Annotated in this window: 8 protein-coding genes; 1 reads left to right on the forward strand and 7 read right to left on the reverse strand. The window is 51.3% G+C overall.

Going from position 1 to position 15,550, the window contains the following annotated elements; genetic code table 11:
* Nucleotides 1-23: 23 nt before the first annotated feature.
* Nucleotides 24-7,703 (reverse strand): immunoglobulin-like domain-containing protein, encoded by a 7,680-nt coding sequence (locus AC3G2T_RS32530; protein WP_488438099.1) that lies wholly within the window; start codon nt 7,701-7,703, stop codon nt 24-26.
* A gap of 270 nt (nt 7,704-7,973) precedes the next feature.
* Here AC3G2T_RS32530 and AC3G2T_RS32535 point away from each other — a divergent pair, with 270 nt between their 5' ends.
* Nucleotides 7,974-9,314, forward strand: a complete 1,341-nt coding sequence (locus tag AC3G2T_RS32535; RefSeq protein WP_474686073.1) for a TrkH family potassium uptake protein — start codon at nt 7,974-7,976, stop codon at nt 9,312-9,314.
* Between the two features lie 67 nt (nt 9,315-9,381).
* Here AC3G2T_RS32535 and deoC read toward each other — a convergent pair whose 3' ends face one another.
* From deoC to AC3G2T_RS32565, 6 genes are all read right to left on the reverse strand, one after another.
* Nucleotides 9,382-10,038, reverse strand: a complete 657-nt coding sequence (gene deoC, locus AC3G2T_RS32540) for a deoxyribose-phosphate aldolase (protein WP_488438113.1) — start codon at nt 10,036-10,038, stop codon at nt 9,382-9,384.
* A gap of 158 nt (nt 10,039-10,196) precedes the next feature.
* Nucleotides 10,197-11,141 carry a DNA-binding transcriptional repressor DeoR gene (gene deoR / locus AC3G2T_RS32545; protein WP_474686071.1) on the reverse strand — a complete coding sequence of 315 codons (945 nt, stop codon included), beginning with the start codon at nt 11,139-11,141 and terminating at the stop codon, nt 10,197-10,199.
* A 254-nt stretch (nt 11,142-11,395) separates the two neighbouring features.
* Entirely contained in the window at nt 11,396-12,268 is an 873-nt protein-coding gene (locus AC3G2T_RS32550) for a cupredoxin domain-containing protein (RefSeq protein ID WP_488438100.1), read from the reverse strand.
* 45 nt (nt 12,269-12,313) lie between these two features.
* Nucleotides 12,314-13,213, reverse strand: coding sequence for a TIGR03943 family putative permease subunit (locus tag AC3G2T_RS32555; protein WP_488438101.1), 900 nt, complete (start codon nt 13,211-13,213; stop codon nt 12,314-12,316).
* A gap of 17 nt (nt 13,214-13,230) precedes the next feature.
* Nucleotides 13,231-14,259, reverse strand: a complete 1,029-nt coding sequence (locus tag AC3G2T_RS32560; protein WP_474686065.1) for a permease — start codon at nt 14,257-14,259, stop codon at nt 13,231-13,233.
* A gap of 22 nt (nt 14,260-14,281) precedes the next feature.
* Nucleotides 14,282-15,475: a HupE/UreJ family protein gene (locus AC3G2T_RS32565; RefSeq protein ID WP_474686063.1), complete on the reverse strand. Its 1,194-nt coding sequence runs from the start codon at nt 15,473-15,475 to the stop codon at nt 14,282-14,284.
* Between the last annotated feature and the right edge of the window lie 75 nt (nt 15,476-15,550).

The raw sequence follows: 15,550 nt of genomic DNA on the forward strand, positions 1-15,550 counted from the left end.
AAAGACCTCGATAAAGGTTTATCTCACGGATTCAGCAGGTTGTAGATAACTTGCGCCGCTTCCGCCCGGGTGGCGATTCCCTGCGGGTCGAATTGGCCCGACTCGCGGCCTTGAATCAGATGCATCGCCGCAGCCGTATGCACATACGGTGCAGCCCAGGATGAAATGTTCGATTCATCCGCAAACGAAGCGCCGGCCTGGCCTGCGGCAGCCTCACCGTGAACGGCGTTGTAAGCCCGCAGCATCATCGCGACCATTTCCTCGCGGGTAATCGAAGCGTCCGGCGCGAAAAGCTCGCTGCTCTTGCCGTTGACAACGCCTGCTTTTACCGCGGCCGCAAGGTCCTGCGCGTACCAGGCATTGCCCGGCACGTCGGCGAATGATACGGCTCCGGCTCCGGTCAGCTTCATCGCCCGCACCAAAAGCGCGGTAAACTCGGCGCGGTTCACGCTGCGTTCAGGTTCGAACACGGCGGGTCCGGTGCCGCCTACGATTTGTTTCGCCGCCAGCTCCCTGATCACCTTGCTGGCCCAATGCGTACCGGGTACATCGGTAAACGTCTTGGTTACTTCCAGCAGCACATATTTGCTGAAATGGTGAATCTCCGCAACCATCTCGCCGTTATCGTACGTTCCGCCGACATATTCCATGCTTCCGTCGTCAGCGATGTAATAAATGCCGGTCAATTTCGGATCTGCGGACGCACTCACTTTGAAGCGGACGGTAATCGGCTGATTGAATTTCGTCAAACTGACTGTTTTGCCGTCTGGCGATGTAAGGGTCAAGCTAAGCTCGTAGACTTCTCCGGCAAGCTTGATTTGCTGCTGTCCGGCCGTTTGGCCTTTGGTTATCGCATGTTGAATGTCCTGCGCCGGCAAGGATTTGAACTTCAGCGAGATGCTGCCGTTCCGGCTATCCTCTGCGGCAGCCATGCCTGCCAGCTGCTTGAACAGTTCGGACGGTATGGACAATGACAGCCCATCCGCTTTTACCTCCAGCTTGTTCCCGGTCAGCAGGTCCGCGGTATTCGCAGGCAGCTTCACTTCGGAAGTTTGAGCCTTTACTTCTACCTTGACTTTGCCGTCCGTTCCCGGATGCAGCCGATCAGGCGATACGGTTACGGTGCCCGGTTGGTCCGCTTTTGGATCGCCGCCTTGACTATTTGCGCTGCCGGTTCCATTGCTGCTTCCGCTATCGCTGCCGCCATTGTCGCCGCTGCTTTGTGTCACAGCCAAAGCGCGCTCCGATACAAGCGACTCCCCATATGCATTGACCGCCGTCACCTTGTAATAATACGCCGTCCCTGCGCTCAAGCCCGTGTCAAGATAAGAGTTCGCGGCCAACGCAACCGCGTTGACTTTGAAATAAATACCGTCAGCAGTCGCGGAACGGTACACGTTGTACGTCACCGTCGCATCCGAGCCTGCCACAGCGTTCCAAGACAATTGGATCGCGCTCGTGCCAAACGCTGTCGCGCTGAGACCTGTCGGGGCCGGCGGCGCTCCCGGCAGGACTATAGCATCGGTCGTTGCTCCGGCAAGGGCCGATAATGCCGATTCCCCGGCGCTGTTCACAGCCGTCACCTTGTAGAAGTACGCCGTCCCTGCGCTCAGGCCCGTGTCGAGATAAGAATTCGCGGGCAGCGCAACTGCGTTGACTTTCACGTAGACACCGTCGGCTGTCGCGGAACGGTACACGTTGTACGTCACCGTCGCATCCGAGCCTGCCGCAGCGTTCCACGACAGCTGAATCGCGCCCGGGCCGAACGCTGTCGCGTTCAGGCCTGTCGGGGCTGCTGGCGCTCCCGGCACGACTACAGCTTCAGTCGTTGCTCCGGCAGCGGCCGACAACGCCGATTCCCCGGCGACGCCCACAGCCGTCACCTTGTAGTAATACGTCGTCCCTGCGCTCAGGCCGGTGTCGAGATAAGAGTTCGCCGGCAGCGCCGACGCATTGATTTTTACATAGACGCCGTCTGCAGCCATCGAACGGTACACGTTGTACGTCACCGTCGCATCCGAGCCTGCTACAGCGTTCCACGACAGCTGGATCGCGCTCGTGCCAAACGCCGATGCACTGAGGCCAGTCGGTGCGGATGGCCCGGCCATAGCTTCGGTAGTTACGGAAACGGCATCCGATTTGCCGATCTCCGCACCATCGACAATAGCGGCCACTTTATAGTAGTAAGTCGTCGCAGGCTTCAGAGCGGCGTCCGTGTAGGAGTTCCCCTGCACCGGCGAAGCGTTCGTCAACACGTACGTTCCGTCCGCAGTCGCGGATCGGTATACGTTGTAGCCCGACGCTTCAGGAAGCGCATCCCAGCCAAGCTGTGCCGATGACGAAGTTACTGTTCCCGCCGCAAGTCCGGACGGCTTGCCGCTCAAGGTGCCGAATACTTTGACTTCCGCCAATTGCGGCGTGTACCAGTTGTTGTTCGGATTGTTCCACAGCACGGCATCGACCATATTGACTCTGACGTACCTGGCTTTGCCCGTAAGCTTGTCGGACGTAAATCCGTATGTCGTATTGTTCGTTCTGTCGAGCGCGACCGTGTAGTTGACATCGTCGGTGCTCGTTTCGATTTTGTACTTGTAATAAGCTTCCGAGCCCTTCACCATGAACCACGATATTTGAATATTGCTCAGGTCGTAATTGGCGCCAAGGTCAACCCGCCACCATTGCGGCCAGTTATAGTTGCCGGAAGATACCCAGCTTGTGCCGTAGCTGCCGTCATTCGCATTCGTCGCCGGATAGCCTGAGGCTGCCGATTTTGCCGTTGCCGGCTTCCCTTGCGAAATGAGCGGATTCGACGGCGGAATCGTGATCGTGCCCGCCGCCGCGTCCAGCAGGAAGCTGTCATAATAATCCATGGACGCACTGGTGCCGTTCAAGGTCAGAGGCAGCCAAATATACGTGGAATCGCCCAATTTGGAAGGGACCCACCTGTCCGAGTACAAAATGTACGACGTTTTCTCGCTTCCTTCGACCGTCACAATATACGACGATTGCGAATAAAAAGCGGAGGAATTGCCCAAGTTCGCGAGCGGCGTCCAGGAAGCGATATCCTGAATGTTCGTCGTGGTCGAATACATCGCCTGATTCGGATACCAGCCGCTTGCTCCGGACGTGATCAGGTAATAGATGCCGTCTTTTTTCACGATGGCCGGGGCTTCCCGGTAAGGGCCCGTATATATTTTGCCGATCTGCTTTTTAATGCCTAAATAATCGTCCGTAAGCTGGTACAAAATCATATCGGCATTCACGCTCGACGATGAGATCAGGTATGCCGAACCGTCATCGTCCTTGAATACGGTCATATCCCGCGAATCGTTGCCGACCGACGGCGCCGTATGATCCGGATCGGCGGGATTCGGCCTGAAGCTGGCGATGTACGTGTAATCCCCGTCGACCGTGTCGGAGGTAGCTACGGCCACCCGGGCCAAGCCGTAATCCGTCGCATTTTCATAGTGCATCCACAGCACGTATTTACGAGCAGCCTCGTTATAAATCACTTTGGGCCGCTCGATGTTGCTGTTCGCGAGATCCGCAGCCGGATTGCCGTTCCGGTCTTTGGACGTCGCCGTAAGTACGTTGTTCCTGAACGTCCAGCTCTTCAAATCTTTGGACGCGTAAACCTTGATGTTGTAAAAATGCGCTTGGTCCGTAGACTTATCTTCGCCGAACCAGTAATACGTGTCGCCCACTTTGATGATGCCGCCGCCATGGGCCTGGATTTTATTGCCGTTGTTGTCGTACCAGAATGTGCCGCTGTCGATCGATGCAGGCCCTGTTCTGGCGACGGCGCTGTCGGACTTGGCCGACTCGCCTGCCGCGCTTACCGCGGACACCGCATAATAATACGTGGTGCTTGCGCTCAAGCCTGTGTCCGTAAAAGCGTTTGCCGCTACCGGCGACGCATTCACGCGTGTATACGTCCCGTAAAGCTGGGACGACCGGTAGATGTTATAGCCGGTTGCTCCCGGAACGGCATTCCACACAAGGCTCATCGAGTCCGACGCGTTCGCGGCAACGCTGACTCCGGCCGGACGCTTGATGACAGGAGCGCCTACCGTCACTCTGGCTTTCGCCTTGAGGGCCGAATCCGCCACTTTGCCCGCTGCTTCAAAGCTTCCGGCCGTCTGGTACATGCTCGGATCGACGGCGTCCCAGGTCACATTGACGCGGCTGACCGTTCCGTCGCTGAACGTGGCGTCCACGGCCGCCGGCAAATTCAAGGAATCTCCGACGTCGATGGTCAGATCGATGGCCGGAATGTCCGTCAAGGTCGCATAACCGGCGAGAAGCTTTTGAATCTCCTCTTCCGTGATTTCCATTATATTGCCGTGACGCACGCCTGTCGGAAGCTGATAATCGGCGTCATTCATAAGCGTCCAGTTCCCCGATGCCAAATCGGTGGCGCTGTATCCGGTATATGTTCCGTTGTTGAATCCGTCCACGTACATATACCATTTGCCGGATGTCGGCGATTTGATGACGGAAGGACCCTCCACCTGCGGAGGAATAACCGCGTTCGGATAGCTTGCCGTATCATAAGCTCCGGTCAGCCCGGTCGTCGATACGGCCATCTTGATCCCTTTGCCGCTTGGCGCCGCCGCGGGATCGTTCGCTCTTTCATCCTTGTAATACGTGTAGTAAATGCCGTTATCTTCGATTACCGTCGAATCGATTTGATCGTGGCCCGGATCGGCAAACAACTTGGGAGCTGAAAAATTGACAAAATCAGTCGTCGTTCTGTAATAAACTCTGTGCTCGCCGGATACCGGATTCCCCGGGACTTTGGACGACCAGATCACCACGTAGTTGTTGTGGGCAGGGTCGTAATACGCTTCCGGCGCCCATGCATCCGTGCTGTTGCCCGGCGCAAAAGGCACCGTCCGGCCGTTCGTCCAATGAACAAGATCCGTCGAATCGTAGATCAGCAAATTCGTGCTCGTCCATGAATCCGTGGACAGGAAATGGTATACGCCGTCCTGGCCGCGAATAATGTCCGGATCGCGGACGGACTTGTTGCCGACATCGGCTTTGAGCACGCTTTTGCCCTTGTTCAGAGCCGTCCAATGCAGGCCGTCGCGGCTGTACGCCTGATACAGCGACTCGTCGGCCGCTTTAAAATACGAAAGCAGGAAGCCCGCATAAGCTTCTTGCGCCGGCACAGTCACGGTAAACGTCTTCTGCGCATGCTCGCTGCCTTTGGTCAGCGTTGCCGTCAGCGTGACGATCGCGCTCGGCGATCCTTTGGCCGGGCGGCGCACCTTGCCTGTGGCGGGATTGATGACCGAGCTATCGCTCGCAGCCCAAGAGATTGCGGAAACCTCCACCCCGACCGTCGGCAGCGCTAGATCGTGCTTGAGCGCAGCGATATCGCCGCCCAGCGTCAGGGCAGCCGCGTCCCATGCGACCGAATCGGCATCGCTGGCCTGCTCCAGCACTTTGACTGAGAACGCTTTCGTTTCTTTCAAGCCTGCTTTCTCCAAGGCGGCCGTCAACGTAACCGTGCGGTCTCCGGCGCCATGTACCGGGCGAACGACGGCTCCGCTTTGGCTGTTAACCGTAGACTCGTCGTCCGATTTCCACGTAATCGCCGTGCCGTTCGCGCCCGACTCAGGCAGCGTAAGCTTCGCCTTGACCGCGCCGGTATCGCCCAGCGTCAGTTGGGCTTGATCCGTCAGAACGTCCTGATACGCCAGTTCTGCGGCAATCCCTTTAATTTCCGCCGGACTGAGCGCCCTGTCGTACAGACGGAAATCGGAAACTTTTCCTTTAAACCATTTGTCTCCGGAATAAGCGGGTCGGCCGATAAAGTTATAAAGCGTATTGCCCAAATCTTTGGAGGTGGTCGTCATCGTCGTGTTTCTGGCGATTTCCGTCCCATCTTCGTACAAAATTCCCGTGTAAAACGCGTCCAAGCTATTTTTGGACATTGTGAGCGCAATATGTTTCCAGACGCCTGTGCCCAGCGGCACCCCGCTGCGCGATGCGCTTTGTTCCGCGGACCAGCGGTCTGTCGTGATGCTGAAACGGAAGCTTCCGTTGCCGCTGCCGTTATCCGCGGGAATAAGTCCCAAATACTTGGTACCGCTTGCAGAACCGGCGTCGGCAACGTTTGCAAAGCTGAATATCCACGAAGGCCGGGCATTGGCCGGGTCTACGAATACGTTCGTTGAGACGGTTACATTGGTAACTCCAGCGAGCAGGTTGTTCGGCATTTGCACGGACCCCGACGACCCGTTCAAAGAAACGGCGCCCAAGGTTCCTTTGCCGGCCGTCCAAGACGCGCCTGCACTGAGCGTGCCGTTGTTGCCGTTGCCGGACGAATCCGCAGCTGTCGTGCCGCTTGTCTCATCCATTTTGTACCAAAGCTTCAAATTAGGTTCCTGTACCACTTTCACGCTAACCTGGTAATCGCTTCCAAGATACGTCAGCGTAATCGTGGCCGTCCCCGGTTGGATTCCTTTGACGACCCCCGCTGCATCGACTGTCGCGACTGTCGGATCGGAAGAGACGATCGCCGCTTTGGCAGTAACGTCTTCCGTCGTGCCGTCCGGATAGGAAGCCGTAAGCACCGTAGTGTGCGTCTCATTGACGAATGGAAGCGCATACGAAATGGAATCCAGTGAAACGATCGTTTTCAATTGCAGGACGGTTGCCGTAAAAGTCTTGGTGTCGCTCGCGCTTCCCTTGCTGATCGTGGCCGTCAAATGCACGGTAGTGTCCCCGTCCGGAGATCTGTGCACAGTACCGTCGTTCCCGATGATATCCGGCCGGTCGGAGCTCCAAGAAACGGCAACCCCGCCATCGATCGCAACCGGAAGCGCGATATTGGCCTTAACGGCCGACAGATCGCCCAAATCCAAAACCTGTTTGGCCATCTGCACGCCCTGGCTGTCGCTTACATTTTCAATCATGACGCCCCGGATTTCCGTCGCGCTCAAAGCGCGGGTATAGAGGCGAAAATCGCCGATTTGTCCTTTGAACCATTTGTCTCCGGAGTAAGCCGGCTTGCCGATAAAATTGTACGCCGTATTGCCCAAATCCTTGGGCGTAGTCGTCATCATCGCGTTCCTGGCAATTTCGACGCCGTCCTCATACAAAATCCCCGTATAATAAGCGTCCGAACTGTTTTTGGCCATCGTGACGGCGATGTTTTTCCATACGCCCTTGGCCAAAGGATTGCCGCTCCGGCCCGCGCCCTGCTCGGCTGTCCAGCGGTTCGTCGTAATGGCGAAGCGGAAGCTTCCGTTGCCGCTGCCGTTGTCGGCGGGCAGGAGGCCCAAATACTTCGTGCCGCTTGCGGAACCGGCATCCGCCGCACTGCCGAAGCTGAAAATCCACGAAGGTCTGGCATTGGCGGAATCGACCCAGACGTTCGTCGCAACCGTTACGTCCGTTACTCCGGCGAGCAGATTGTTAGGCATCTGCACGCTGCCGGTCGAGCCGTTCAATTGCACGGCGCCCGTTCCTGTAAATGCCGCGCCTGCGCTGAGCGTGCCGTCGTTGCCGTTGCCGGACGAATCCGCGGCCGTCGTCCCGCTCGTCTCGTCGAATTTGTACCACAGCTTCAAATTAGGATCCGCAGCCGCAGCCGCAGCCGATACGTTCACGGCCGGTACAAACGGAAACAAGCCCGCGACCAGCGCAATGATGACGAGCATAGACAAGAATCTGTTCTTTCTTTTTTGCATGTGTTACCCCCATTTCCTTCATATTCACGTACAATTCCGATTATTTCAGAGCGCGTACGGCCAAGGAAACTGAATTTCGGGACATGTTTATGCTATTTTCGAAGATTTGCCTTGTGCACATTTTTAACTTTTATGAACTTTTTCGCAGGACGCTCGTTTGAAGATGTTGTGAAAACCGCTTTTTTTCTTTACAATCCAATCCCGGGATACTAGAATAGATCGCATGTTGGATGTTTAAAATACGCAATTCATTCAAGCGAGGTAGACTTCATGTTTCGAATCCGGCTGAATCCGCCGCAAGTATTAGCCATCGGTTTTTTAACTATTATTTGTATCGGCTCCCTGCTTTTGTCTTTGCCCATCGCCTCCGCGGACGGGACAAGCACCGCTTATATCGACGCATTGTTTTTGGCGACATCGGCCACTTGCGTGACAGGACTTTCCCTTGTCAATATCGGGGAACACTACTCCATTTTCGGTCAAGCGGTGATCATCGTTCTTGTGCAAATCGGCGGGATCGGATTTATGACGGTAGCCACTTTGATCGCCCTCGTCTTCCGCAGGCGGATTTCCTTTCAGGAGCGCCTCATTTTGCAGGAAGCGATGAACCACGGTTCCACGGAAGGAATCGTCCGGCTCATACGCAAAGTGATTGTATACGCTCTGGTCATCGAATTGTCGGGTGCCGTCCTGCTGTCGATCCGCTGGCTCTTTGAAATGCCGCCGGGCCAGGCCGTATATTACGGCGTTTTTCACAGCATTTCCATTTTCAACAATGCGGGGTTCGACTTGTTCAGCGGCATGCCGGACAGACCCGGCAGTTTGATGTATTATGTAGACGATCCTTATATAAATATCGTGTCAATCGTCCTGATTGTGCTCGGCGGGGTCGGATTTATCGTTATCGGCGATCTTTTGAGCTACCGCAGCACAAAGAAACTCACCCTGCACAGCAAAGTCGTGCTGTCCGTCTCGGGCGGATTGATCGCCATCGGAACGGTTGTCATTTTCGTATTCGAATATACGAACCCGCTGACGCTGAATCCGTTATCGGCAACAGGCAAAATATTCGGCGCGCTGTTCCAGTCGGTGACCGCCCGCTCCGCCGGGATGAGTACCGTCGACATTAGCATGTTCAGGCAGGCGACGCAATTTTTTGTCATCATTATGATGTTCATCGGCGCAGCTCCCGGATCTTCAGGCGGAGGCATTAAAGTAACCACTTTCGCCATTCTTATAGGCGCACTGATCGCTATGATCCGCGGCAAAGAGGATATCGTCCTGTTCCGGCACCGCATGGCCAAAGACCGCATCTATAAAGCCATTACGTTCGCCCTGCTTTCGTTTATCGTGATCGTCGTCGCTTCCATGGTGCTGTCAACGACCGAAAGCTTTCCTTTCCTCGGCATTTTGTTCGAGGTGACGTCCGCCTACGGCACGGCAGGCATGTCGCTGGGCTTAACGCCCAAACTCACCACTTTCGGCAAAATACTGATCATGGCGCTGATGTTTATCGGCCGTCTCGGACCCGTCACGCTGGCCTACACGTTGACCCCCAAAACGAAAAAAGAGCTGTACCGCTACCCGGAAGGCAAAATTACGATCGGCTGACGCCCGCTTTCGGCAGCGCTGCTTAAATAAAAAACAGGCTCGATTGCAGCAATCGGCCTGTTTCTTTTTAATATCCTTCGCCTTTGCCTCCGGTAACGATGGCGATGCTGGAGCTGGCTCCGATGCGGGTGGCACCGGCAGCGATAATTTTCCGGGCCGTATCGATATCTCTGACCCCGCCGGACGCTTTCACGCCCATTTCCGGGCCTACGGTCCTTCTCATCAAAGCGATGTCTGCCGCCGTAGCGCCGCCATGTCCGAAGCCGGTCGACGTTTTGACAAAATCGGCCCCGGCCAGTTTGCTGAGCAGGCTCGCTTTCACTTTTTCCTCGTCAGTCAGCAGGCCCGTTTCCAAAATGACCTTGACTACAGCCTGCCCGCGGCCCGCAAGCACGACGCCTTCAATATCCGCTTTCACGGCGTCCAGATCGCCGGATTTGAGCGCGCCGATATTCATGACCATGTCTATTTCGGTAGCGCCGTTTGCGATAGCGTCCCGCGCTTCGGCCATTTTGGCAAAAGTCGTAGTCGCGCCCAGAGGAAATCCGATGACCGTCGTAATGCCGACTTTCGAGCCCGCCAGCTCCGCCGCAGCCAAAGGCACCCAATGCGGATTCACGCAAACCGTCGCGAACTCGTATTGCTTGGCTTCGCCGCACAGCTTTACAATTTCATCCCTGGAGGCATCGGGCTTCAACAACGTATGATCGATAAGCGCAGCAATCTCCGGCCCTGTTTCGTTTCCTTGCGAACCGGCCGTTCCCGTATTCGCAGGCTGGCTCCCGGCTTCAGCCAACACTTTTTGCACAGTTTGTTCGATCCATTCCTTTACTTCCAATTTTGTTCTCCTCCTATTTTTCAACTGCTCTATGAATTGTATGATCAAGACTGGTATTCAAGCAAATATTTTGCCGTGAATTGATCCGTAATTAACGTATTCGTATACTTCCCGCAGATAGCGCCGTGGATGGCATCCACTTTTTTGACGCCGCCGGCTACCAAAATCGACTTTTCCTTGTTTCTCAGCTCCGCCAAATCGATCCCGATCGTCCGCCGGTCGAGCTCTTCGCTGCAAATATTGCCTTCCAGATCGATGAACCGGGAGCAAATATCTCCGGCGCCCTTGGCGTGAATGATCTCCAAATCGGACGGGGAAAAATAGTTCGCTCTGATCAAAACGGAATCCTCGGTCGGCACGCCAACCGTAAATACCGCCAAATTGGCTTTCTTGCCCATATCCAATATTTTGCGTATATGCCGGTCGGCTTCAATCGCCTGCTTGACGACAGCGTGATCGACGATCGCGGGCAGCGGCAAAAAATGCGGATTCGTATTGAACGCCCCGCCAAAAAGATGAACGATTTCCGAGGCGTACGTATTCGTCTCCGAGTAGCTGACACCGCCGTTAAGCTGGACGACCGATACGTCCCTCACATGCTTGTTCTGCAATTGAACGGCTACCTCATATAAAGTCGTGCCCCACGTAACCGCGATCGTATCGCCGTCTTTGACGATTTCATACAAATATGCCGCGGCCGCTTCGCCCAAATATTTTTTGACGACGGGATCTTCGTACTGGGGAACCGAGACGACAATCGCCTTTTGCAGCTGGAACTTCTCTTCCAGTTGGGAAGCCAGATTGCCGTTATTTTCAGTAGGGTCCATAATTTTTATTTGAACGATGCCTTCCGCTTTGGCCTGCTGCAAAAACCGCGATACCGTCGGGCGGGATACCCCCAGCTTTTTGGCAATATCCTGCTGACTATAGTCCAATTGATAGTACATTCTGGCTGCATCAATGATTTTCTCCAGCTTGTCTCCGCTCATACGTTTCCGCCCTTACGCTCTCAATTGAAATTATGTTCAGTATTGATTAGCATAATTTCATATTTAATTATACGAAGATTTTGTCAAAAACACAATGCCTTAACATGAAATTTTGTTCACTCGATCCATCGTTTTGGCTTGCCCACAAGCAAAATCGTCAACAACTGTATATCAATAAAAAGAGAGCCGCTCTCGTAAGAGTCGTCTCTCCTAAGGGTAAGAAGTCTTAAGCGCGCTAACAGCAGCCAATTCAATTATTTTGCCGCTTTGACTGTAAATGTGCCCTTATACGGTTTTGATTGTATCATAATTTCGTAGGTTCCCGGCTGCGGATTATTCAATAAAAACATGTTTTTCCCTGGTTTTAAATCAGCGCTAAAATTCAAATCCTTTGAAACAAGCTTTAGATCGGTTCCTGCGTTCGCTTTCACATCAAATATGGCTTTAATCATGGAACCGGCTTTAAATTCCGTATTTTTAGGGGTAATCCCGGAAGCGGAGACGTCGATTGTCGCGATTTGCATATCGTTTTCTTCATCGACCGTCGCTTTTTGCGATTGCGGCTGGCCAATGGTTCCGATGCGGATTTGATCTTTTTGCAGTAAAAAATACCCTGTAGAAACCGTCATGCATACAATTAGTACAATTGTACTGGTGTATACAGGCTTCCGAAGCGAAGGCTTCTTGGATTTCTTTTTTTTAACGTTTTTATTTAGGCGCCAATCCATAGTTTTCTGAACGAAAAATACAGCCGAAACGAACACAATATCTGCAACCATGACAACCAGATTCGATCTGAAAAACAGACTGCCTATGATAGCTCCAAGCATCGCCCCCATCGAACCGGCCAATACTCCATTTATGGCTGATTGAACGCCGAATGGTATACCGCCGGGAAAACCGGTGATGATAGCAAACAATATCGTAATCGTCACAATTAAGCTCAATTTAAAATCCAACGTCTGTGCCGCGACAACACCAAATGCAAAACTTGATAACAAGGCAAAAGCAGAACTTGCGGTCAGTCCGGCAGTTCTAGTCAACATGGCTTTTCTTTGAACCATATAAAAAATATGATAGCCTGTGATCAGAACAATTAGTATGAAACTTCCTATGTTAAGCAGCATAACAACCATCACTCCATCTTTGCTCGTTTAAATATTGCAGTCTCATTACAGTTTTTTAGCAAAGTCCCAATCCGGATAAACGTAAGGAATGGTTGGAGCGGCAGCAGGTTCTACATTTTGAACAACGATTTTAATTACTGTCTGGTTAAGATAGGTTGTTGTTGCAATGGTACCCGTAATAGTTACCCATGAGTCGTTCGCATAACTGCTTGCATTTTGAGCCTCGGCAATCATTCCATAAGGAGATATATCTGCTATACAATGGGTCATCGCCATTCTGCCGATAATAAATTGATTTCCGGCCAAGTCATTTTCTCTATAAATGAATCCTTTAACCTTAATTTGCTTGCCTTCAAAATTAGAGGCGAATGTATTGAGAGCCTGCAGCTTTTCGATAAACCATTCATCTTTCATTTCTATCAGATCTTGCTTATATAATAACATCCCTAACTTTGCATAGTCTCGGTTGTATTTGTCTGTTTTAAACATTTCTTTCGCCGCTGGGTCTTCATTTCCTGCCAACTGAGCCAAATCGGCAGGAACACCATTGTTATAGGCAGACGTTCCTCCCAAATTCACCCCTTTATTTTTGGCTAGCGAACTCGCAAAGGACTGGTTAGGAAGGAATATTCCAAATAACAGCGGTAATATAAACAATCCATAAATGATCGCGTTTTTCCATAAAGACCGTGAAGGTTCATGACTGTGATCGTGCCCGCCGCAAGCACAAAAAGCTGCCGGCTGTTTGAACGAACGAATTGAGATGTAGAGTTGGAAAACTGCAAAGATAAATAATCCTCCTGCAGCAATATCTACATATTTCACAAGCTGCGGTGCAATAAAAAGAAGAATTTCCCCCGACAACGTTAAATATGCTAAGAGTACTGAGAAGCCCAGTAAAATCGTCAATCTCAAAAAATGATGCACAACATACGAGTTTTTCATTAAATTGTTCTCCCTGCTCATTTCAATATGAACCTTTCGAGAATCAAAGTGCTTGTATAGACGCAAACGATAACTAGTGAACTGTATAATACTACATATCTGGTTTTAAAAACTGCCGACATCATCAAAATCCCTTTCAAGTTAAGCATGGGACCGAAAACCATAAATGCGACAAGCGAGCTTTTCGAAAATGTCGTGACAAACGATTGCGCGACAAATGCATCCGAGGTTGAACAAAGCGAAAGTAGAAATCCGAGGCCCATCATCAGCAAGTTTGCGCTTCCTTGAGTGTGTCCAAGTTCCACCAAAGTGCTCTTGGATACGAACGTTTGAAGCAATCCAACTAGTAATGCACCAAAGATCAAATATTTACCCATCTCAAAAAATTCGCTAATTGCATGTTCCATTACTTCCAGCAGTTTGTTCTTGCTACTATGCTCATGGTGCTCGTGGTGCTTAGTCGTATGCTGCTGAATGGGCGGACCTATCTTTAGTTGATCCGTTTTTACGAAGTAATAGACGATAAGCCCAATAACGAGCGCCACAAGAAAAGCCAATCCCATACGCGAAAAAACAATATCGGGTTTGTTGCGAAAAGCCGTATACGTAGACCAGAATACAATCGGATTTATGATCGGCCCGACCAAAATAAATGTCGTGGCAACATGCAGGGGCATTCCTTTTTGAATCAGTCTGCGAATAGCCGGAATCATCCCACATTCACATATAGGAAAAATAATGCCAATCACGCTCGCGGCAACAATACCCAAAATGGGATTTTTCGGAATCATTCTTCTGATGGTCTGCGCTGAAACGAAAACTTCCAACAACGCTGAAATTAAAACTCCAACCAGTATAAAGGGCATTGCTTCAATAATGATGCTGACAAACATCATTTTAAATATTTGCAGCTTGGGGTCATTCAAAATCGTCTCGGGTGCTTTGGTAGAGAAAAAATATAAGATCACTATGGCCACCAAAGAAAAGACAGCGAGTAAATTGCTATTCCACCTGTTTGACTTTTTTGATACTGCCGTATTTTGCATGAATATCCCCTCTTGATTTTGTTTAATTGAAGAATACCCTCTGCGTTAGCCAGATTCCGCCCAGCACAAGCGCTACGCTGGAACCTGCAATTACTGCCCGCCTTGAATATTTCCAACGGTGTAATAGTATGAGCAGCGGCAGCAGCATTGCGACTAACGTCACCTGGACGGTTTCAATCCCAATATTAAAGCTGATCAAATCAGCAGCCAGTTCGCTTTTCGGGATATCCATCTCTTTCAAAATATCTGCAAAGCCCATTCCGTGTATTAAGCCGAATAAAAATGTAAGTACCGAGCGGTGGCTGACACGGTTACGAACGATATTTTCTACTGCGACAAAACAAATGCTTAGCGCAATCGCAGGCTCAACAATTCTCGAAGATACATTAATTATCCCCAGCACCGTCAATGTTAAAGTAATGCTGTGAGCGATCGTAAATGCTGTGATCATGGTCGCATATTGCTTAAATTTTTGCCTTGCGATTAACAATGAAAACAAGAACAACAGATGGTCATAGCCGGTTAAAATGTGATTCATTCCGAGTGTAAAGAAAGAGAACCAGCCTGTACTTGATGTCGGTTGGCTTGAACCATCACTCTGAGGTTCTTCTGTTTGATTATTGGGGATATTTTGCTGAAGCTGAGCATCCTGTTGCAAACCGGCATAATCATTTTCAGTCATTTGCATCGCCCATACCCGGTTTTTCCCGGATAGAGCCGACGTACTTTTTTGCTTGCCGTAATTAATAGTAAGCAAATCAACGTAGTTGGTCATTGCGTCATTTAAGTATAGATTGTCCACCAAAGAAATCGGCTGCGATGCGGTGACTGGCGGGAAAGTGAGCTTCAATACAACCTTCGTTGCATCCCCCTGTCGATCGAGAATAAAACTGTCCACTTGTTTCCAGTCCTGCGACTCACCGTTAATTTTCAAAGAAATTTTTGTTTGCAGCAGCGATTTAAGCTTATCTTTCACTGCATCGAATTCATCCTGTTCGAGCATAGAATTATTGTTTACATCTCCGCCGACTAATTCAATAACGGATAATTCGTCAAGCGAATAGGTCATTTCAATGTTAGATTTTGTTAAATTTAGCGTCGTATAACTGGCACTGTAAGCATGTGCATATACTGACCGATCGAACGGTAGGAGAATGCATAACAAAACTGACATCAGCCAAATGAAAAGTCTCAATGTACCATTAAGACGGAACATAATTCTCCTCCTTGTTAAAGATAAGGGATGCCATTCTTGCGAATGGCATCCTGCTATCATTGAAGTAATGCTTAG

The organism is Paenibacillus sp. sgz302191, from assembly GCF_057749925.1.

What these genes read in the sequence shown, in the direction of transcription:
- AC3G2T_RS32565 (WP_474686063.1), bottom strand. Translation starts at nt 15,475, where the DNA reads ATGTTCCGTCTTAATGGTACATTGAGACTTTTCATTTGGCTGATGTCA.
- AC3G2T_RS32560 (WP_474686065.1), bottom strand. Translation starts at nt 14,259, where the DNA reads ATGCAAAATACGGCAGTATCAAAAAAGTCAAACAGGTGGAATAGCAAT.
- AC3G2T_RS32555 (WP_488438101.1), bottom strand. Translation starts at nt 13,213, where the DNA reads ATGAAAAACTCGTATGTTGTGCATCATTTTTTGAGATTGACGATTTTA.
- AC3G2T_RS32550 (WP_488438100.1), bottom strand. Translation starts at nt 12,268, where the DNA reads ATGCTGCTTAACATAGGAAGTTTCATACTAATTGTTCTGATCACAGGC.
- AC3G2T_RS32530 (WP_488438099.1), bottom strand. Translation starts at nt 7,703, where the DNA reads ATGCAAAAAAGAAAGAACAGATTCTTGTCTATGCTCGTCATCATTGCG.
- deoR (WP_474686071.1), bottom strand. Translation starts at nt 11,141, where the DNA reads ATGAGCGGAGACAAGCTGGAGAAAATCATTGATGCAGCCAGAATGTAC.
- AC3G2T_RS32535 (WP_474686073.1), top strand. Translation starts at nt 7,974, where the DNA reads ATGTTTCGAATCCGGCTGAATCCGCCGCAAGTATTAGCCATCGGTTTT.